Here is a 17,640-nt window from a genome sequence, read left to right on the forward strand (position 1 = left end):
AAGCAACCTAGGGGCTTAGCGCTTGAGCCTGGCCAACGGCGAATCCGGCGGATACGTCGGCGTAATCGGCTTCGGCGAACCGAGCATCACGCACATCAACGCATCTTCTTCGCCGATGTTCACTTCCGTGCGATACACGCCTGGCGGCACCGAGATCAGGTCGCGCTCGCCGAGCACGGCTTCCCACGTTTCGCCGTCTTTCTCGCAAATCACTTTCATCTTGCCGCGCAGCACGAAGAAGATTTCTTCGACATCCATATGAATATGGCTCGGACCGATATTGCCGGCCGGAATCACCATCGTCGAAAACGTGAAGCCGCCTGCGGGCACCGTGTTCACGTCCTTCGCGACGCCCGTGCCGCCCGTACCGACATAACGCATTTGCGCGCGGCGGTATTTCGGGTCGTAGTCGGCCTGGAACTTCAGCGCGTCCCAGTCGTAACGACGCGTTTCCAGACGCGCGACGCGGCTGTCCAACCATTGTGCAAAGTTTGCGTCCGCGGGTTGTTCCCACGATTTGCGTTCGAGTTCGGCGTCCGCCATCTCTTTCTCCTTTCGATTCGACAAGATCAATTCATCACGAAGCCGCCGTTGACCGGCAACAACTGGCCAGTCACGAAGCGCGCGGCATCGGACAACAGGAACAGCACCGGCCCGGTGACGTCGTCGGGCACTTGTGCGCGCGTGAGCGCACGGCCTTGCAGGTAATACTGGTGGCGCTCGGCGGGCACATACGCGGTGGCTTCGACTTCGGTGAGGCCTGGAGCGATCGCGTTGACCGTCACGCCGTGGGCGCCGAATTCGCGCGCCAGCGAGCGGGTCATCGAGATCACCGCGCCCTTGCTCGCGACATAGGCAAGCAATTTCGGCGCGCCCCACATCGCCGTGTCCGACGCGATGTTGACGATGCTGCCGCGGCCCGAGTCGCGCAGATACGGCAGCGCGGCGGTACTCATCAGCCACGTGCCGCGCACGTTGACGTTCATCACGGCGTCCCACGTATCGACCGACAATTCGTCGGCGGACTTGCCGCCGGAGTTGGTGATCGCCGCGTTGTTGATCAGTGCGTCCGCACCACCGAGTTGCGCCGCCGCCTGATCGGCAAATTGCTTGATGCTGGCGGGGTCGGCGAGATCGAGCGGCAGATACGTCACCGCGTGGCCCTGCTCGACCAGCGACGCAGCGAGCGCACGGCCTTCGTCATGCAGCACGTCACCGAACACGATTTGCGCACCAGCTTGCACCAGCGAGCGAACAAACGCCGCGCCGAGACCGCGCGCGCCGCCGGTCACGAGGACACGCCGGCCCTTGAGTGCCGACACTGCCGGTGGCGCTTCGTTATGCATGGCTGTGGCCTGCTTCGGTTTGCGCCGGATCGACCTGAGCGGCTTGCGTGGCTTGATCCGCTTGAGCGCGATACGCATCCAGTTCAGCGAAATGTTGTTGCGCGCGCTGACGGAACATGCGGCGCACCCGCGTCATGCCGACGTCGTGCTGATAGAGGAATTCGTGCTGGCGTGCATTCGGCGCCATGCTTTCGAGAACATAGCGATCCTGTTCCAGCACGTCCCAATGCAGACCTTCCAGACGGTTGCGATACATGAAGCGCCATGCGTCGCGCTGCCAGCCCGACACCTTGCGCGTGCGCCAGAAGTAAACCTGGCAATTGTTTTCGTCGACCGGTGTAGCAAAGCCGATGATCCCGAAGTTGCCGCCCGGGCCGAACTTCTTCTTGTAGGGAATCGCGAGGCGCATCCACAGCGTGCCGGTTTCGCCGAGCTCGACCCAGTCGAAATTCACATCGCGCTGGCCGACCTTTTCGAACATCAGACCGGTTTCGGTCTTGCGCACACGCATGTCGGCCTGCTTGTCGCCCTCGGCCATTGAATGCGAGGTGGCGTGCAGATACGCGCCGTGCATCGGGTCCATCACGTTGTCGATCGCGTACTGGTAATTGCACTTCCAGTTCGACATGCACAGGAAGTTCGCGTATTCCTCGCCGACCAGTTCTTCCGGCAGCACGAGCGGCGCGGGTTCTCGATGGGCGTCGTCGCCGAACCACAGGAAGATCGCACCGGCATGCTCTTCGACCGGATACGACTTCACGCACTTCTGGCCTTCCAGCGGGCAGTTCGAGACGGCCGGGACTTTCGTGACCGTGCCGCCGCCGTCGATTTCAATGCCGTGATACCAGCAGGCAACACTGCCACCCAGGTTCCAGCCGAGCGACAGGCGCGCGCCACGGTGCGGGCAGCGGTCTTCGAGCGCGCGGACTTTGCCTTCCTTGTCGCGCCACAGCACGATCTGGTCGCCCAGACGCGTGATGCCGACCGGCGCGTCGCCGACTTGCCAGCTCGGCGCAACGGGATACCAGTAATTGCGCAGGCCACGATCCAGATAGGACTGGATCGGGTCGGCCGCGCCTTGAGTCGTTGTATTGGGGGACGTCATGAAGAGACTCCGGATACGAAAGCGATGAGACGTGTTCAGGAAAGCGCGCTTATTCGGCGAGCAGGCGGAATTCAGCGGCGAGACGGTCGGCATCCCACGTGTTGCCTTCCGGAGTACGGAAGCCCACGCGGTTCAACCCGTCGACCACCTCCTGCAACTCATTCGCGCCGGCTTCGAAAACTTTTTCGAGCGCATCGCCGAAGTCGTTTTCGTATTGGGTCGGCTCCGCTTTACGGTTTTGCCAGATGAAGTTCTCGGTCTCGCCCGGTTTTTCGATCACACCCTTGCCGGCGACGTTGTTCGGCTGCGGCGCGAGCCACGGCTTCAGGAAGGGATTGAAGGTTACGGTTTGCTCTCGCATGTCATTCCACCTTGATCTGGATTTCTTCACCGGCGAGACGTACGGAGTACATCTTCAGGTCGCGGCCACCGGGCTCTTTCAAGCATTTGCCGGTCGGGATATGGAACACGGCTTCGTGCAGCGGGCACTCGACGGTGTCGCCGTCGACAAAGCCCTGCGTCAGCAACGCGTACGCATGGGGACAGACGTTTTCCAGCGCGTACAGCGCATCGCCCACCTTGTAGATGCCGATTTCCGTGCCGTCGAGTTTGAACTCGAGCGGCGCGTCTTCGGACAGGTCGCCGGCATGGCCGGCGCAGCGCCATTGTTCAGTCATTTCTCGCCTTCTCCTGAAGCCTTATGTTCCATACAAGGAACGTCAGTTCGTGTATGGATAATTATAGGAGTGGCTTTGACTCGAGCAAATAGAAATCTGGGCTGGTAGGGGAAAACACCGACTGTGGCGCTCACAACACGGCTTTGCGTGAACTGACATGAATGGCCGAAGCGGCTCACAAGCCTTTCTGGGCTTGGGTTTGCCCATAATTTTCAGACAAATCCCAACGCCCGCATGCGGGTTTGTACGGGGTCCGAAAATTTATTTTGACTACGCCAAGACTCACTATACTTTTCCATAGGCGATACAAACGCCCATAGGTGGAACATAAAGCGGAGCAGTTTTGGCGCATAAACCCGAAGCTGCATTCAACCCAAAGCAAGGATCAGGGACGACGACATGGGCGCGAGCTATCCGTCGTGTGATCAGGAGAACCAACGGTGAAGCACATCATGGCGGCGGCCGGCTTGACGGCAATCTGCGCAACGACTGGCGCATGGGCACAGAGCAGTGTGACGCTATACGGCAGCCTGGATGCCGGTATCGCGTATATCAGCAATGCAGGCGGCCATGCGAAGTGGATCGAGGAACAAGGCAACATGCAGCCGGACCGCTGGGGCCTGAAGGGCGTCGAGGATTTGGGCGGCGGTCTGAAGACGGTTTTCCAGTTGGAGAACGGCTTCTATACGAACACGGGCGCATTCGCCAAAGCCGGCACGCTGTTCAATCGCCAGGCGTTCGTGGGCTTGAGTTCGGACCAGATCGGCACCGTGACGCTCGGCCATCAGACGCCTTTCAGCTTCGACGTGCTGGGTCCGTTTAGCACGGCTTATCAGGCCGCGAGCTGGTACGCGTTCCACCCGGGCAACATCGACGAACTCGCCGACACGGGTGTGGTGCCGTTCGACAATTCGGTGAAGTTTCGTTCGGCGAGTTTCGGTGGCTTCTCGGTCGGCGCGATGATGGGTCTTGGCAATACGACCAACTTCTCCACCGGCAAAACACTGAGCTTTGCGCTTAGCTATGCGAACGGTCCGTTCAAGGCCGGCGCGACGTACGCGAACGAGCACAACCGTACGCCGTCGATCGTGACGACCGGCATCACGACGTTCCAGGGCGTCGCGGCGGCAAACTACACGGCGGATAAGGTCGAGAACATGGGCGCGGGCGCGTCATACCAGTTCGGCAAGCTGCTGGTACATGGTTTGTACACGCGCGTGAAGCTGGAATCGTCCGGCCATTCGGACACGTATCAGAGCTATGACGTGGGCGCGAACTATCAGTTCACGCCGTTCAACAGCGTCTCGGGCGGTGCCGCGACCACGACAATGGCCGGCCATCGCTGGACGCAGTTCGAGATCGGCGATGTCTACGCACTGTCGAAGATGACGCAGGTGTATGTGAATGCGCTGTATGAGCGCGCGGGCTCGAATACGGATGCCGCGTTCTTTACAGCAGGTGTGTCGAGTGGCCGGAATCAGACGATTATCCTGACGGGTATCCACCACTCGTTCTGATCAGTTCGCCGTAACCGGTCTGCGACGCGCTTGAGCCGCGGTCGGATCATCCGGCCGCGGACGATAGCTAAGACGTTCGGACAATTCGAGCGCCGCCTGGCAAACCGCGATGACGAGCGGCTCGCGTTCCTCCGCTTCGCCCATATCGGAACGCGGAATGGTGACGGTCAACGCGGCCGTGATCTTGCCGCTTTGATCGCGCACCGGTGCGCTCACAACCGAAATCCCCCGTTCAAAAGACGCTTCGCTCAACGCATAACCGAGCGCAGCGCTTTCGCGCACTCTTCCGTACAACTCTTCGACAGTCGCCGGCGTGCGTTCGGTGAAACGTTCGAGTTGCGGCTCGGGGTACAACTGGCGCAGTTCCTCAAAACTCAAATCGCCCATCAGCACTTGGCCATGCACCGTGGCATGCGCGGGCAAACGCGTCCCGACATGCACCTTCACCGAACTGAACATCGGTTCATGGGTTTGCGCCTTGGCGACGAACACCACGTCGCGCTGGTCGCGGATCAGCAGATGCGTGCTGAGGCCGGTCGCGTCGCGCAAACGTTCGAGAATCGGCGTGCCGACGTCGGTCAGTTCGAGCGAACTCAAGTATTCGAAACCGAGCCGCAGCACCGCGACGCTCAGGCGGAAATAGCGGTCGCCATTCACACGCTCGAGAAAGCCTAAAGCTTCGAGCGTTTGCAGCAGACGAAATGTGGTGGTGCGCGGAATGCCAATGCGCTTCGACAATTCGGGCGCGCCCAGAATCGGTTCGCGTGCGCTGAATTCGGCGAGGATGCGCAAGCCGCGCTCCAGCCCGGGCACGAGATATGTCGATCCGCCGGCGCTCTCTTCGTCTGTGGAATCGGGAGAATCGGTTGAATCGGTGCTATCCGCGTGGGACAACGCCGCATCGTCCTGCGGAGCCGGGACGGTCGCGCCGCGTGGCTTCGCGTGCTTGCGTGCCGCTCCTGTCTGCTCTTCTTTTGCCATCTTGGCTGCCGTCTTTGCCGTTGTCTCTGCTGTTCATCGGGTACAGATCAACATCATAGCGCGAAGCACACGGCGGTCATTTGTCGCCACCGCTATCGTTTCGCGCGGTGCTATCCCAGTGCTATCCTTTGGTGCGGTCCATCGCGCGAGGTTTCACCGCCGCGCCCTGGCTGCCGCCAGGCGTCCGGAGGCCACGCTCATGTCCGAATCCGTCCAGATCCAGGTTGCCGACTCACATCTTTATCCCGGCTGCGCGGTGCAGATCGCGCACCTGCCCGAACCGGCCCGCGCGGCCGCAGCCATAGTCGAATTCGCGGACGGCTCCGGGGCGCATGCCACCTGCCATCGGCGAACTTTCGACGAACTCGAATTGACCGTTGACGGTTACGCTACGCAGCGCCGTCATCCTGTGGACGCCAGACATTGGCTTCTATTCGCCATCGATTCGACGCACAGCAGCTGGCGCGTGAAGCGACGATTACCCTAGCCGTGCCGGAGCCTTCCGGCCCCCTCGACTCTGAACCCGGTGCCGCGCGCACGCCGCCCCGAGCGGTAGCTGTCTGATTGTTCAGCGCCCGTCACGTTAACTTCGAAACCGACCGATGACAGACAACGACCCCACCCTGCCGCCAAACCCCGACGACGCTCCCGACGACCCCGAACGCCGCCGTGTCCTGACCGGGCTGGCGGCGGTCGGAATCGGACTCGCGCTGACCGGTTGCAAGACCGAGCAAAGTACCGCGAGCGACATGGCGCCGCGCAGTGCGGCCGACTTGCGGCTCGACGCCGCGCTACGCGACCAGGTCAAACAGATCGTGGTGATCTACGCCGAGAACCGCAGCTTTGCGAATCTGTACGGCAACTTTCCGGGCGTCCAGCATCCACTGGATGCGGTGAGCGCCGAGCGTTATCTGCAACTCGACCGCGACGGCAAAACGCCGCTGCCACGCCTGCCGGCAATCTGGGGCGGCCTGGTGCCGCAAGCCCAGGAGGTGGACGGCAAGCGTTACATGATCGGTCAGAAGGATATCGGCAACCTGCGCAACGGCCCGTTCCATATCACCGACGCGCAAGGCGCACCGTTGCCGAACGGCGTGATCACCCGCGATCTGATCCATCGCTTTTATCAGAATCAGATGCAGATCAACGCGGGGCGCAACAATCAATTCGCCGCATGGGGCGATTCCGGCGGCCTGGTCATGGGCCATTACCGTAATTCCGCCGACACGCTGCGTCTGTGGAATCTCGCGCAGCAATACACGCTGTGCGACAACTTCTTCATGGCGGCCTTCGGCGGGTCGTGGCTGAACCACATCTTTCTAATCGCGGCGCAGGCGCCGTTCTATCCCGACATCCACAACAGTCCGGCGAAGAAGATGGTCTCGGTGCTCGACGGGGACGATCCGGCCGGCACGCGGCTCAAGCTGGCGCCGGACTCGCCGGCGTCCGCGCTCGACGGTCCGCCGAAATTCGTCAACGACGGCGCGTTTACCGCCGACGGCTACGCCGTCAACACGATGGCGCCGCCCTACCAGCCGAGCAATGTGCGTCCGGCCCAGGGCGGCAATCCCGCGTTCGCCGACCCGTCGAATCCGCGCGTGATGCCGCCGCAGAACTTCGCAACGATCGGCGACCGTCTGACGGACAAGGGCGTCGACTGGGCGTGGTACAGCGGTGCGTGGCAGTACGCGCTGGAGCATCAGGAGACGGGCGCGGTGCCTGACTTCCAGTACCACCATCAGCCATTCAACTACTTTGCCAACTACGCGCCGGGCACGGCGGCACGGCGCAAGTATCTGCGCGACGCGGGTCTCGGCGACGACGCCTCCACCAATCGTCTGATTGCCGATATCGATGCGGGGCGTTTGCCGGCGGTCACGTTCTACAAACCGCAGGGCGACCTGAACATGCACGCGGGATACGCGGACGTCGCGTCAGGGGATCGTCACATCGCGAACGTCATCGAGCATCTTCAGCGCGGCCCGCAATGGGCCAATACGGTCGTGGTCGTCACGGTCGATGAGAACGGCGGCTGGTGGGACCCGGTCGCACCGCCAAAGGGCGACCGTTGGGGGCCGGGATCGCGGATTCCCGCGTTGGTGATTTCGCCCTTGGCGAAGAGAGGCTATGTCGATCACACGGCGTATGACACCAATTCGATTCTTCGCCTGATTAGCCGCGTGCATGGGCTGGCGCCGCTCGATGGGGTTGCCGCGCGAGACCGGGCATTTGCGCAGAATGGCTTGGCGCCGCTCGGCGATTTGACCGGTACGCTGAATCTGGCCTGAGCCGCTTACTTATCTCGCGGGAGTGGGCAGCAGTGCGTGAATCACTGCGCCACCCCGTGCAGCTTCGCGATCACCGCATCCGAGATCTCTTGCGCGGTCTTCTTGATCGTCTTTTTCTCATCGCCGCTCGCCATCACGAACTTGGCGGCGATCACGTAGGGATTGAGTTTGATCACCGCGCCCGGCTTACTCTTGCTGTCGGCCTGTTCGACGGCCTGATAAAGCGGCGGCAAATCAGCCGACCCCAGACTGTCGCACGACACCGCTACCTGAATATTGTTCTGACCCGCACCGAGACCGACCATCGCGCGTCTTAGACGATTGCCGTCGTCGACATTCAGAAACACGCCGCGCACCTGCCAACCCATTGCGGGCGATGGCTGACCGGGCGCAATGCGGCGTGCGTCGGCGCCGCCTTTTTTCAGATCGGCAGTCAGCGCGTCCGCCATCTCGTTCACGATGTCTTTGGCGTGATCCTGCGGATTCTTGTCCTTGCCCATCGGGCCGGGACCGCTCGGCAGCAGCCCCCTCAGGCGGCGCAGTCGTTCCCCCGGTCCGCTGTCAGGTGTCACGTTGGCCACGTCGAGGTCGAAATCGGACACATAGACGATCGGCGCCGGTGCTGCGAAGGGGGCGCTGTCCGCCGCGACACTCAGTGCCGATACCGCGCTCAGGCATGCCGCGATCATCGAGAGTTGCAGAAATCGAGGCAGCATGGCGCGGCTCCGTGAAAGTTTTACTGACGCGGCTATCGTACAACCGGACGCGTTGTACGTAAGTTCTTTCGTGCCCGATCACCGTACCTTTTGCCTTGCATAACACGCGTTCCGGCATAGACTGATAAAGCCATACTTCGCAATTTGTACGGAACTGCCATGCGCCTGACCATCCTCATCAACGGTTCCGATCCCACCGTCAGCCATGATTACGCTGTGCTATGGCTCGACACCGATGAACACCGGTGGTCGAGAGAAGCGCATCAAGGGATCGATCTGCCCCCCTGGGGCGAGTTACACGACGACGACGACGGCGTGACCACACTCTGTGCGCCAAGCACGGATGCGCCGCTATGCACGCTGCGTGGACTGCATGTTGACCGCAAGCAACGCGTGAGCGCGGCACAAGGCGCCGCGGCGTGGACAGCCTTGCCCACGCACGCAGCGACGCGCGGCTTCTGGCGCCTGCAGGCCGTCGACCGCCAGAACGTGCACGCTGAACACAGCGTATTCGGTAATTAGGTTCCGGTGCTTTTTTGCCGGTCGAAATATTTACTCATGCGACCCGCGCTACCCGTGCGAGGGTAAGTTCGTGCGCGAGTTCGATCCTCAACACATTCAATACTCCGCATCGCCCGTTTAAGTCCGTCTTAAGTTTGCGTGCGTAGAGTTTGAATTCCACGCATTAGGGTCGCTGCAAAGCGGCCCGTTTTTTTTGGTGCGGGGCTTTTTGCCGTGCGGCGCGCACTTCATGCACTTGCACCATTTTGATCACCGCCAGCACCGCGCAAAAGTCCGCTTCCTTCCTCTCCGATTTCCCGCATTCCACCTCTCTCCACACGGGCTACCGACGCTATACTTGCGCCCCCCGATCCTTCAACTGACTGACACATGAAGAAGTGGTTTGCCTGTCTGATGTTCGCTGTTGCCGCTCACGCGAGCGCGGCGCCTTCCTGCACCCAGTTCACCCCGAATGCGCAATGGCCGGTTCTGACCAATCAGAAGATGGCCCCGAAAACGCGCATGCTTTGCTATAGCGATTTCGCGGTGCTTCACTCGGGTATCACGCACGGTCCGCTGTGGTCCGCCGAGCATCTGACGCGCGACCATATCGAAGCCGCCAAAGACATGGTGCGCACGAACAAATTTTTCGAAGACGCGCGTTTGCCCGACGGCGAAGGCGCAACGCTCGCGGACTATAAGCGCAGCGGCTTCGATCGCGGACATATGAGCCCGGCGGGCAATCGCTGGAATCAGGAAGCGATGGCACAATCGTTTTCGCTGGCCAACGTCGTGCCGCAGAACCGCGAGAACAATCAGCGCTTGTGGGCGCGTATTGAAACGTCGGTGCGTAAGATCGCGATGTCGTATAACGACACCTATGTGGTCACCGGACCGATTTTCAGCGGCCAGCAGTTGCAGACTATCGGACCGACGCGCGTCTTCGTGCCGACGCAGTTGTTCAAGGTGGTCTATGTGCCGTCCAGGCAAATGGCGTTCGCGATCGTCGTGGACAACGTCTCGACCAACCGTTACGACCTCAGGACGATTCACGAACTCGAGGCGGCCTCGGGCATCCGTTTTCCGGGTGTTCCGGAGAACCTGAAAGATCAGCGACCGGGAGGACTGAAAGGTGTTTAAACCCTATTCGAACGATGACGACGTGCTCAACATCCAGGGCGACGCACTCACCGTCAGCAACGGCACCACACGCGTGGTGCTGAACGGAACGCTGGAGTTGACGCAAGATCAGCGCGGGCTGAAGGCGGCACTCGCGCTGAAGGAAGCGATCGATGCGGTGGTGGCCGCGCTGCAGGCGCAGACCAATTTGCCGGCGAAGGTGAAAGACGAGCCGGATGCGAAACCGGGCGTGGTGAAGAATCCGTTCCAATAGCGCGTTCAGGGATCGAGGGCCCGGTTTGCCAACGCGGTTCGTGACAGGCGAACGCCAGAAGCGTCAGAATTCCGACGGCACGTCGCACGCTTGCGATGCGTCGGCGAACGCGCATCCCGTTTATGGCGAACCTCGTCTGAGTATCAGCAAGGACTCCACAGGTATTCGGCCAGGCGAGCCAACATGGCATCGCAGCCGGTCAGCTGCTCCAGCGTAATGAATTCGTCCGGCTTGTGCCCTTGATCCATGCTTCCCGGCCCGCAGACCACGGTGGGAATGCCGGCCTGATCGAACAGCCCGCCCTCTGTGCCGAAGGCCACCGTCCCGAACTCGGTGGAACCGCTCAGCAGCGCCAGCAGGTGTGCCGCCTCGCTGTCGGGCGAGGTGGCCAATCCCGGATAGGCGGAGAGCGGCTGCAAGCAAATGCCCGTATCGGGCTGCACCGAATGCATCCTCGGCAGCAACTCGGCTTCGGCATAGGCCTGCAGCTCATCCGCCACTTCGTGGGCATGGAAGCCTGGCAGGGCGCGGACCTCGAAATCGAATTCGCATTCAGCCGGCACAATGTTCAGCGCACGCCCCCCTTTGATTACGCCGGTTTGCACGGTCGAAAACGGCGGGTCGAAACGTTGGTCGTGATGGTCCGGCTGTGCCAGCCGCGCCCCGATCTCTCCCAGCCGGCCGATCAGTCGCGCCGCATATTCAATCGCATTCACGCCATAGGGTGCGTAGGCCGAGTGACAGGCTGCCCCTTTCACCTGGCAGCGCATGGCCAGCTTGCCCTTGTGGCCCAGCACCGGTTTCAGCCCGGTAGGTTCGCCGATCAGGCACAGGGTCGGCTTGTGCGAACGCTTTTCCAATTCCGCCAGCATCGGCCGCACACCCAGGCATCCCACTTCCTCGTCATAGGAGAAGGCAAGGTGTAGCGGCAGCTTCAGCGGCCGCTTGAGAAAGACCGGTACCGCCGCCAGCACCGAAGCGATGAAGCCCTTCATGTCGGCCGTGCCGCGACCGTACAAGCGCCCGTCTCTCTGCGTGAGACGGAATGGCTCCACCGTCCAGGCCTGCCCATCCACCGGCACCACATCGGTATGTCCGGAAAGCACCACGCCGCCTCGATCGCGAGGACCGATGGTGGCGAACAGGTTGGCCTTGGTGCGCTCCGGGTTGTGGAATAGCTCGCTCTCCACGCCGAGCTCCGCCAGGTAATGCCGGATGAAGGCGATCAGCTCCAGGTTGGAGTCCCGGCTGACCGTGGCGAATCCGACCAGTCTTTCGAGCAGTTCACGGCTGGACATCTCACTCATTGCCCGGCACCCCGTAACTGGGAGCGGCAGTGGGATTCAACGCCCGAGCCAGGTAGTCCTGCATCTGCGGCCGATAGGCTTGCCAGAGCGTATCCAGTTGGCCGATCGGGTCTTCATCCGCCCAGTCGACCCGCAGATCGACGATCGGCCAGGTCACGTCGCCCACGACCTTGAGCGCGGCCGAGTGCACGGGCCCCGCTTCACCACCGGCCGCCATCGCGGCATGCATGGCCACCAGCAGGCGATCGGCCAGCATTCCGGATGCTTGCTCAAAGGCCTCAACCATCGCCTCGATGACCTGGACACCGGCCAGCAAGTTGCCGGCGGCCACGCACTGCTCACCCGCCACAGCGTTGTGCACGCCCAGTGCTTCCTTCCCGCTGAAAAACGCGGTACGGCCCTGACCATCTATCACCGTCACCTGTCGATACGGGCTCCAGCCGTCGGCGCTGAGCGCACGGTCCAAGGCCGCCGCGGGCTCGACCTGCTGCTTTTCCAGGAGGTCGAGAATCTGTGGGCCGAGCGCAGGCAGGGTGACGTTCTGAGTGGCCACCGCACCCACACGTGCACGCACCCAGGGGCAACGCGCGCCCACCGCGATACTGGACGAGCTGATGGCGATCCCAAGCTGCCCGGTTTCCGCACAACGACCGATGATAGAGAATGTCATGTCCTGCTCCTTAAGCCTGGTCCGGCTTCCAGCCATCCGGGATCACCGCGATCACGTCGATCTCCATCAGCCATTGCGGCTGGCCCAGGGCGCTCACCACCAGGCCGGTCGAAATGGGGAATACGCCCTTAAGCCATTTGCCGACCTCCTGGTACACCGGCTCGCGATAGCGCGGATCGATCAGGTAGGTCGTGGTCTTGACGATGTGGGACATATCGCTGCCCGCCTCTTCCAGCAACTGCTTGACGTTCTTCATCGCCTGCGCGGCCTGGGCGCCCGCATCGCCAAGCCCGACGAGGCGCCCTTCGAAATCGGTGCCCACCTGACCGCGCACATAGACCGTGTTGCCGGCGCGCACGGCCTGGCAGAGATCGTTATCCAGTGTCTGGTTCGGGTAGGTGTCCCTGGTGTTGAACATGCGGATGCGGGTGTGTGTAGGCTGGCTCATCAATTCACCTCAATAACTAGAAGAAAAATCCGCCGTGCAGATCTCGCGGCCGTCTTCTGACTGGCGCGCCGAGGCATCACGGTAGGAGAGATATTTGCGTTGCGTGACGATATGGTCGGCAATATGCCTGGCGTCGTGCCAGACGCCCCAGATGAAAGCGGAGCCACGACGCGAGAGCCACGGCAGGCCCAGAAAATAGACACCCGGCTCACTCGACACGCCGCGCTGATGCCGCGGCTTACCGTTAGCGTCGAAGGCATTCACCTGCAGCCAGCCGTAATCGACCGCATAGCCAGTTGCCCAGACGATCGAGGTCACGCCGGCCTCGGCGAGATCGAGTTCAGGAATGGGATGGGTCACGCATTCCGGGTCCGCAAGCGCATGGCGGGCTTCCGGTTCTTCCGGGAGGTCGAGACCATTGCGGGCAATATAGGCGTCTGCTGCATTCAGCAGTGACAGGTAGTTCTCGTCGCCGCGAGCGAGGTTGTCTGCAAGATCCGGTTCGAAGCTCACTACGCCGTCATTGAACGACTTCGTCAATCCAACGAGCGTCATTCCCTGATTGGCAAGACGCCGGAAGTCGACCGTATGGCCGCCACGCGCACCGCTTACCGCAATGGTGACATGCTCCTTGCCCGGTCTCATGACCTCCGCATCCCATTCGCCGAGAACACCCAGCCACCAGCAAAAATCACGGCTGCGATAGGCGCGTGGAGGACGATCGTGCGGTCCAACCGAGAGGTAAACCTTCTTGCCCGCGCGCTGCAGCTCATCCGCGATCTGCACGCCCGACGACCCGGCGCCGACCACCAGAACAGCCCCCTCGGGCAGTTGCCCAGGATTGCGATATTCGGCGGAGTGGATCTGTGTGAGCGTTCCGGATTCCGGCGCGATCGGCGGGATAACCGGGCGCTGAAAAGGTCCGGTTGTGACGACCACGCGGTTGGCCTCGACCACGCCATCAGTTGTTTCAACGGTGAAGCCCGACCGGCCGGCATTGCGTACAACCTTCGTCACTTCCACGCCCGTGCGGATGGGCGCGTTGAATTTCCTGGCATACGCTTCGAAATAGTCCGCGACCCGATCCTTCGACGCAAAGTCGTCGGGGTCGAGATCGTCGAACTCCATGCCGGGGAAACGATCGTGCCAGGCCGGACCATTGGCAACCAGAGAATCCCACCGTCCCGTGCGCCAGCGTTCGGCGATACGATCGCGCTCCAGAACGAGGTGAGGCACGCCGAGTTTGCTCAGGTGTTCACTCATGGCGATGCCGGCCTGACCGGCGCCGACAATCAGCGTATCGATCGATGTTCTTTCAACTGTCATGGCTCTCTCCTTCCAAGAGGCGGTTTGATTCAGGTGGGTCATCGCTTCGCCGTCGATGAAGCGTTCGTGAGCGTCACGAGCGGCGTCGCGGTACCGTTCACCTGTTTTGATCCTTGCTGTTCCACTCTCGTGGCCAGGTAAATGGGTGCAGGTCGCATTCTTTGCAGAGCCAGGGATTCGCGAAATCTATTGCTTGCATGTCGCCCTCCATGGGCAGGCGTCGATCTACTGACGAAAGAAATCTACGCGTAAACACACCATCTGAAAAACACATTTAAAAAATGCAAATCATCTGTTTTAGCTATGCAAAGCGCGCGATAATCAGCATGAAACCGAGCGTCGTGCGCGGCGCCGCCAGAATGATTTTTCTCATGGGGACAGTTCAATGGAAAGCCCGCTCCTTCGGTATTCGCTACGCCAGCTGCGATACTTTGTCGTGACGGCAGAAGCCTTGTCGTTTACCGGCGCGTCAAAAGTCCTGCACATTTCGCAGCCTTCGATTTCCACGGCGATCGCCGAGCTGGAGGAGTCTTTTGGTGTGCAATTGTTCATCCGTCACCACGCCTCCGGACTTTCCTTGACCCAGGCGGGGCGCGAGATGCTCGGCAAGACGCGCGACCTGCTAAAGAATGCTGAGGAACTGCAGGTTGCCGCACGCGGGATGGACACCGGCATATCGGGCGGCATCGCACTCGGCTGCCTGGTCTCGCTTGCGCCGCCGTTGCTGCCGGGCCTCATCAGTCAGTTTGTCGCCCAACATGCGGGCGTCGTATTTCAGACGCTGGAGGCGCATCAGGAAGATTTGTTCACGGCCCTGCACGACGGATCACTCGACCTCGCGCTGACCTACAGCATCGATCTGACCGACGACATTGAATTCCTGCCGATGCTGACGCTGCCACCGTACGTGATCTTGCCGAAAACCCACCATCTGGCTCAGCATCGCTCGATCGCGCTGGCGAATCTCGTGGGGGAACCCTACGTGATGCTGGACCTGCCCCATAGCCGGGAATATTTTGCGGCGCTGTTCGACGCGGTGGGCGAGCGCCCGGTCCCGGCGTTCAAGTCCGCACAACCCGAGGTGGTGCGCGGTATGGTGGCGAACGGTCTGGGATACAGCATCCTGAACTTTCCGCTCAAATCGACCCATACCGTGGACGGTGAGGATTTCGTCGTCAAGCGGTTCAAGGACGACGTAACAGCAGCCACCTTGGGTATTGCGCAGTCGCGCAACATGAAGCCGAGACAGGTGGTGCGGCATTTCACGTCCTTCTGTGAAGCGCAGATAAAAAAGCAGCACGCGAAACGCTGAATTTTTTGCACCGGGCCCGGCGACGATCCCGCTGTCGACGGGCACCTCACTTCGCCGCAATGCGTTAGAACGAGTAGATGAACTGCGTCGCGAGCAGGTCGTTGGACTTGCCGTACGAACCGTCGTTCTTCAGGAACACCTGTTTGTTCGCCCAGTCGTGGCGGTATTCCACCTTGACCGTGATCTGCTGGGTCGGGTAGAACAACAGATCGAGCGAAACGTCCTGACGGGTGGCGCCCTTGCACTCGAAGCCGAGACCGCCGTTGGCCTTCGAATTGGCGAGACAGTCTGCGCCGATACCGAAGCCGTCCGCCGTGTCCATGCCGTTCGAGTTCAACGCGATGCCACCACCACCACCGCCGTTCTTGCTGTCGACGAGCACGTCATAGCGCACCGTCGCGCCCATGCGGCCCACCATCGGCAGATTGAACTTGCGGTGCGCGAGCAGCGAGAGGCCGTACCACTGCGCCTGGCCACCGTTGAACGCGCCGTTCTGCTGCTGGCCGTAGTCGAGTTCGGCGTTGTACTGCACGTCCGCGAGGGTGTAGGTCAGGTCGGCTTCACCGAAGAAGAACGTGCCGCCTGCGCTGGGCGAGTTACCGCCTACGCCGTAAGAGACCGTGCCGGTGGCCGGGTTGATCGCGCTAGCCAGCGTCTGACGCCCGATATTGAACGAACCGCCGATATCCAGTGCGCTCGACCACGTGTAGTCGGTACGCGCGGTGAACGTCGGGATCTTGTTGCTGGTCGTGATCGGATCGCCCAGCGCGTTGGTGCCGATCTGGGTGGTCGCGCCGTACGTGCGGTACTGCTCGTTGCCGAGGAAGAACTTCCACGCCCAGTTGCCCGTCGTGTAGTTCGCGCCCGCCCCGATGTAGCTGCCCGGATCCGAGAAGTCATACAGCAGGTTGTGCGTGAGCGTGAGCATCTGGTTCGACTGCTGCACTTCATAGCCGCCGAAGCTCGGAATCAGACCGGCCACGAACGTCGTGGTCGCCGTGATCGGCACATTGACAACCGCCGTGTTCAGGATGTTGTTGCCGATATTGCCATGCTCGTTCGTCAGCAGCGTAATACCGTTGCCGCGGTTCGGCATCAGCGTGATTTCCGCCGACGGCGCCATCGGGCCGACGCCGAACGTCTTCTTGATGTCGAGGTACAGATCGCCGAACGTGCTGTTGAAGTAGTTGTAGCTGCTTTCGTGGTTCGCGAACAGGAACGACGAACTGCTCTGCGCGCGGTTATACACGTAGCTCGGATCGATATAACCCGTTATCGACAGGCCCGCGATCGGCCCCGTATTGGCCGCGTCCACCAGCGAATCGACCTTCAGCTGCTGATTGGCGATCTGCTGCTTCATCGAATCGACCTGATCGTTGGTCAACGTCGCCTGCGTCTTGCCGTAATCCGGCGAGGAGATGTCGACCGGCGCGGCCACCACCGCCGGGGCAGGCGCCGCGGTCACCGCCGCAGCCGCTTTAGGCTTGCTCGCGACTTCAGAGCGCAACTGCTTCACCTCCTTTTGCAGCGCGTTGAGCTGGGCCTGGAGCGCCTTGATCTGGTCGCTGGTGGCGTCTGCCATGGCCATGGCCGGCAGACTCCCCGCCACCAACAGACAGATGAGCTTCTTTCTCATGCAAATTCTCCTTATTGGTCGTATTGCAAAAGGACTTCTTATGCGCTTGCCGTATCGAGCGACTTCCGTACGGTGGCTTGTTGTGGTGCTAGCGGCAAAGGGTCGGCGGCGTCGGCGAGGGCGAACGCCATCTGCATGTCGCGGTTGCGCTTGCGCTCACGCACCTGCATCCAGCGGTTGACGGCGATCACGCCGATCGTCACCGTGGTGATGAAGATCGTGGCGAGCGCATTCATTTCCGGATTCAGGCCGAGGCGCACACGCGAGAACACCACGAGCGGCAGCGTGGTCGAGCCGGGACCTGAGAGGAACGCGGACAGCACGAGGTCGTCGAAAGACAGCGTGAACGACAGCAGCCAGCCGGACATGAGCGCCTGCGAGATCAGCGGCAGCGTGATCAGGAAGAACACCTTGAAG

19 protein-coding genes and 1 pseudogene are annotated in these 17,640 nt (G+C 61.5%); 7 read left to right on the plus strand and 13 right to left on the minus strand.

The genetic code is table 11. From position 1 onward, the window contains the following. Positions 1 to 15: 15 nt before the first annotated feature. The 5 genes from KHO23_RS18415 to KHO23_RS18435 are packed head-to-tail and all read right to left on the minus strand — an operon-like array spanning position 16 to position 3,128. Complete coding sequence (locus KHO23_RS18415) at positions 16 to 543, minus strand: cupin domain-containing protein (protein ID WP_120293739.1); 528 nt, start codon at positions 541 to 543, stop codon at positions 16 to 18. 26 nt (positions 544 to 569) lie between these two features. Beyond that, on the minus strand, positions 570 to 1,346 hold the full coding sequence (locus tag KHO23_RS18420; protein ID WP_211612644.1) for an SDR family oxidoreductase: 777 nt from the start codon (positions 1,344 to 1,346) through the stop codon (positions 570 to 572). Next, positions 1,339 to 2,451: an aromatic ring-hydroxylating dioxygenase subunit alpha gene (locus KHO23_RS18425; RefSeq protein ID WP_211612645.1), complete on the minus strand. Its 1,113-nt coding sequence runs from the start codon at positions 2,449 to 2,451 to the stop codon at positions 1,339 to 1,341. The genes KHO23_RS18420 and KHO23_RS18425 overlap by 8 nt, the downstream gene beginning before the upstream one ends. Before the next feature lie 49 nt (positions 2,452 to 2,500). Then, positions 2,501 to 2,812: a recombinase-like helix-turn-helix domain-containing protein gene (locus KHO23_RS18430; protein WP_211612646.1), complete on the minus strand. Its 312-nt coding sequence runs from the start codon at positions 2,810 to 2,812 to the stop codon at positions 2,501 to 2,503. A gap of 1 nt (position 2,813) precedes the next feature. After that, positions 2,814 to 3,128: a non-heme iron oxygenase ferredoxin subunit gene (locus KHO23_RS18435; RefSeq protein ID WP_020068683.1), complete on the minus strand. Its 315-nt coding sequence runs from the start codon at positions 3,126 to 3,128 to the stop codon at positions 2,814 to 2,816. Between the two features lie 440 nt (positions 3,129 to 3,568). Between KHO23_RS18435 and KHO23_RS18440 the strand changes: the two genes are divergently transcribed. Further along, entirely contained in the window at positions 3,569 to 4,645 is a 1,077-nt protein-coding gene (locus KHO23_RS18440) for a porin (RefSeq protein WP_211612647.1), read from the plus strand. Here KHO23_RS18440 and KHO23_RS18445 read toward each other — a convergent pair whose 3' ends face one another. Next, positions 4,646 to 5,626: an IclR family transcriptional regulator gene (locus KHO23_RS18445; RefSeq protein WP_211612648.1), complete on the minus strand. Its 981-nt coding sequence runs from the start codon at positions 5,624 to 5,626 to the stop codon at positions 4,646 to 4,648. 199 nt (positions 5,627 to 5,825) lie between these two features. On the opposite strand from KHO23_RS18445, the gene KHO23_RS18450 reads away from it, so the two are divergent. Then, on the plus strand, positions 5,826 to 6,113 hold the full coding sequence (locus tag KHO23_RS18450; RefSeq protein WP_211612649.1) for a hypothetical protein: 288 nt from the start codon (positions 5,826 to 5,828) through the stop codon (positions 6,111 to 6,113). 115 nt (positions 6,114 to 6,228) lie between these two features. Next, positions 6,229 to 7,914, plus strand: coding sequence for an acid phosphatase (locus tag KHO23_RS18455; RefSeq protein WP_211612650.1), 1,686 nt, complete (start codon positions 6,229 to 6,231; stop codon positions 7,912 to 7,914). Positions 7,915 to 7,955: 41 nt separating this feature from the next. On the opposite strand, the gene KHO23_RS18460 is transcribed toward KHO23_RS18455, so the two are convergent. Further along, entirely contained in the window at positions 7,956 to 8,630 is a 675-nt protein-coding gene (locus KHO23_RS18460; RefSeq protein ID WP_211612651.1) for a DUF4410 domain-containing protein, read from the minus strand. Between the two features lie 159 nt (positions 8,631 to 8,789). On the opposite strand from KHO23_RS18460, the gene KHO23_RS18465 reads away from it, so the two are divergent. The 3 genes from KHO23_RS18465 (at position 8,790) to KHO23_RS18475 (ending at position 10,524) form a co-directional block, all read left to right on the plus strand. Beyond that, positions 8,790 to 9,152: a DUF3564 domain-containing protein gene (locus tag KHO23_RS18465; protein ID WP_211612652.1), complete on the plus strand. Its 363-nt coding sequence runs from the start codon at positions 8,790 to 8,792 to the stop codon at positions 9,150 to 9,152. 369 nt (positions 9,153 to 9,521) lie between these two features. Next, positions 9,522 to 10,271 carry a DNA/RNA non-specific endonuclease gene (locus KHO23_RS18470; RefSeq protein WP_211612653.1) on the plus strand — a complete coding sequence of 250 codons (750 nt, stop codon included), beginning with the start codon at positions 9,522 to 9,524 and terminating at the stop codon, positions 10,269 to 10,271. Further along, on the plus strand, positions 10,264 to 10,524 hold the full coding sequence (locus KHO23_RS18475; protein WP_211612654.1) for a hypothetical protein: 261 nt from the start codon (positions 10,264 to 10,266) through the stop codon (positions 10,522 to 10,524). The genes KHO23_RS18470 and KHO23_RS18475 overlap by 8 nt, the downstream gene beginning before the upstream one ends. A gap of 143 nt (positions 10,525 to 10,667) precedes the next feature. Here KHO23_RS18475 and argE read toward each other — a convergent pair whose 3' ends face one another. The 4 genes from argE to KHO23_RS18495 are packed head-to-tail and all read right to left on the minus strand — an operon-like array spanning position 10,668 to position 14,275. Next, positions 10,668 to 11,831, minus strand: coding sequence for an acetylornithine deacetylase (argE, locus tag KHO23_RS18480; protein ID WP_211612655.1), 1,164 nt, complete (start codon positions 11,829 to 11,831; stop codon positions 10,668 to 10,670). Next, positions 11,824 to 12,501, minus strand: coding sequence for a DUF1028 domain-containing protein (locus KHO23_RS18485; protein WP_211612656.1), 678 nt, complete (start codon positions 12,499 to 12,501; stop codon positions 11,824 to 11,826). Before KHO23_RS18485 ends, argE begins: the two co-directional genes overlap by 8 nt. 10 nt (positions 12,502 to 12,511) lie before the next feature. Further along, positions 12,512 to 12,949, minus strand: coding sequence for a RidA family protein (locus KHO23_RS18490; protein ID WP_211612657.1), 438 nt, complete (start codon positions 12,947 to 12,949; stop codon positions 12,512 to 12,514). Positions 12,950 to 12,958: 9 nt separating this feature from the next. Next, positions 12,959 to 14,275 (minus strand): flavin-containing monooxygenase, encoded by a 1,317-nt coding sequence (locus KHO23_RS18495; RefSeq protein ID WP_211612677.1) that lies wholly within the window; start codon positions 14,273 to 14,275, stop codon positions 12,959 to 12,961. 385 nt (positions 14,276 to 14,660) lie between these two features. Between KHO23_RS18495 and KHO23_RS18500 the strand changes: the two genes are divergently transcribed. Further along, a complete protein-coding gene (locus KHO23_RS18500; RefSeq protein WP_211612658.1) occupies positions 14,661 to 15,587 on the plus strand; it encodes a LysR family transcriptional regulator in 927 nt (308 codons plus the stop codon). A gap of 64 nt (positions 15,588 to 15,651) precedes the next feature. Here KHO23_RS18500 and KHO23_RS18505 read toward each other — a convergent pair whose 3' ends face one another. Both KHO23_RS18505 and KHO23_RS18510 read right to left on the minus strand, forming a co-directional pair. Further along, entirely contained in the window at positions 15,652 to 17,223 is a 1,572-nt protein-coding gene (locus tag KHO23_RS18505) for a DUF3138 family protein (protein ID WP_211612659.1), read from the minus strand. 38 nt (positions 17,224 to 17,261) lie between these two features. Then, positions 17,262 to 17,640: pseudogene (locus tag KHO23_RS18510) on the minus strand (putrescine ABC transporter permease PotI); the annotation flags it as partial.

This window comes from Paraburkholderia haematera (genome assembly GCF_905220975.1).
In the GTDB taxonomy this organism is placed as follows: Bacteria; Pseudomonadota; Gammaproteobacteria; order Burkholderiales; family Burkholderiaceae; genus Paraburkholderia; species Paraburkholderia haematera.

Excerpts from the sequence above, each read along its gene's own strand:
- KHO23_RS18415 (WP_120293739.1), bottom strand. The coding sequence starts at position 543 with ATGGCGGACGCCGAACTCGAACGCAAATCGTGGGAACAACCCGCGGAC.
- KHO23_RS18420 (WP_211612644.1), bottom strand. The coding sequence starts at position 1,346 with ATGCATAACGAAGCGCCACCGGCAGTGTCGGCACTCAAGGGCCGGCGT.
- KHO23_RS18425 (WP_211612645.1), bottom strand. The coding sequence starts at position 2,451 with ATGACGTCCCCCAATACAACGACTCAAGGCGCGGCCGACCCGATCCAG.
- KHO23_RS18430 (WP_211612646.1), bottom strand. The coding sequence starts at position 2,812 with ATGCGAGAGCAAACCGTAACCTTCAATCCCTTCCTGAAGCCGTGGCTC.
- KHO23_RS18435 (WP_020068683.1), bottom strand. The coding sequence starts at position 3,128 with ATGACTGAACAATGGCGCTGCGCCGGCCATGCCGGCGACCTGTCCGAA.
- KHO23_RS18445 (WP_211612648.1), bottom strand. The coding sequence starts at position 5,626 with ATGGCAAAAGAAGAGCAGACAGGAGCGGCACGCAAGCACGCGAAGCCA.
- KHO23_RS18450 (WP_211612649.1), top strand. The coding sequence starts at position 5,826 with ATGTCCGAATCCGTCCAGATCCAGGTTGCCGACTCACATCTTTATCCC.
- KHO23_RS18455 (WP_211612650.1), top strand. The coding sequence starts at position 6,229 with ATGACAGACAACGACCCCACCCTGCCGCCAAACCCCGACGACGCTCCC.
- KHO23_RS18460 (WP_211612651.1), bottom strand. The coding sequence starts at position 8,630 with ATGCTGCCTCGATTTCTGCAACTCTCGATGATCGCGGCATGCCTGAGC.
- KHO23_RS18465 (WP_211612652.1), top strand. The coding sequence starts at position 8,790 with ATGCGCCTGACCATCCTCATCAACGGTTCCGATCCCACCGTCAGCCAT.
- KHO23_RS18470 (WP_211612653.1), top strand. The coding sequence starts at position 9,522 with ATGAAGAAGTGGTTTGCCTGTCTGATGTTCGCTGTTGCCGCTCACGCG.
- argE (WP_211612655.1), bottom strand. The coding sequence starts at position 11,831 with ATGAGTGAGATGTCCAGCCGTGAACTGCTCGAAAGACTGGTCGGATTC.
- KHO23_RS18485 (WP_211612656.1), bottom strand. The coding sequence starts at position 12,501 with ATGACATTCTCTATCATCGGTCGTTGTGCGGAAACCGGGCAGCTTGGG.
- KHO23_RS18490 (WP_211612657.1), bottom strand. The coding sequence starts at position 12,949 with ATGAGCCAGCCTACACACACCCGCATCCGCATGTTCAACACCAGGGAC.
- KHO23_RS18495 (WP_211612677.1), bottom strand. The coding sequence starts at position 14,275 with ATGACAGTTGAAAGAACATCGATCGATACGCTGATTGTCGGCGCCGGT.
- KHO23_RS18500 (WP_211612658.1), top strand. The coding sequence starts at position 14,661 with ATGGAAAGCCCGCTCCTTCGGTATTCGCTACGCCAGCTGCGATACTTT.
- KHO23_RS18505 (WP_211612659.1), bottom strand. The coding sequence starts at position 17,223 with ATGAGAAAGAAGCTCATCTGTCTGTTGGTGGCGGGGAGTCTGCCGGCC.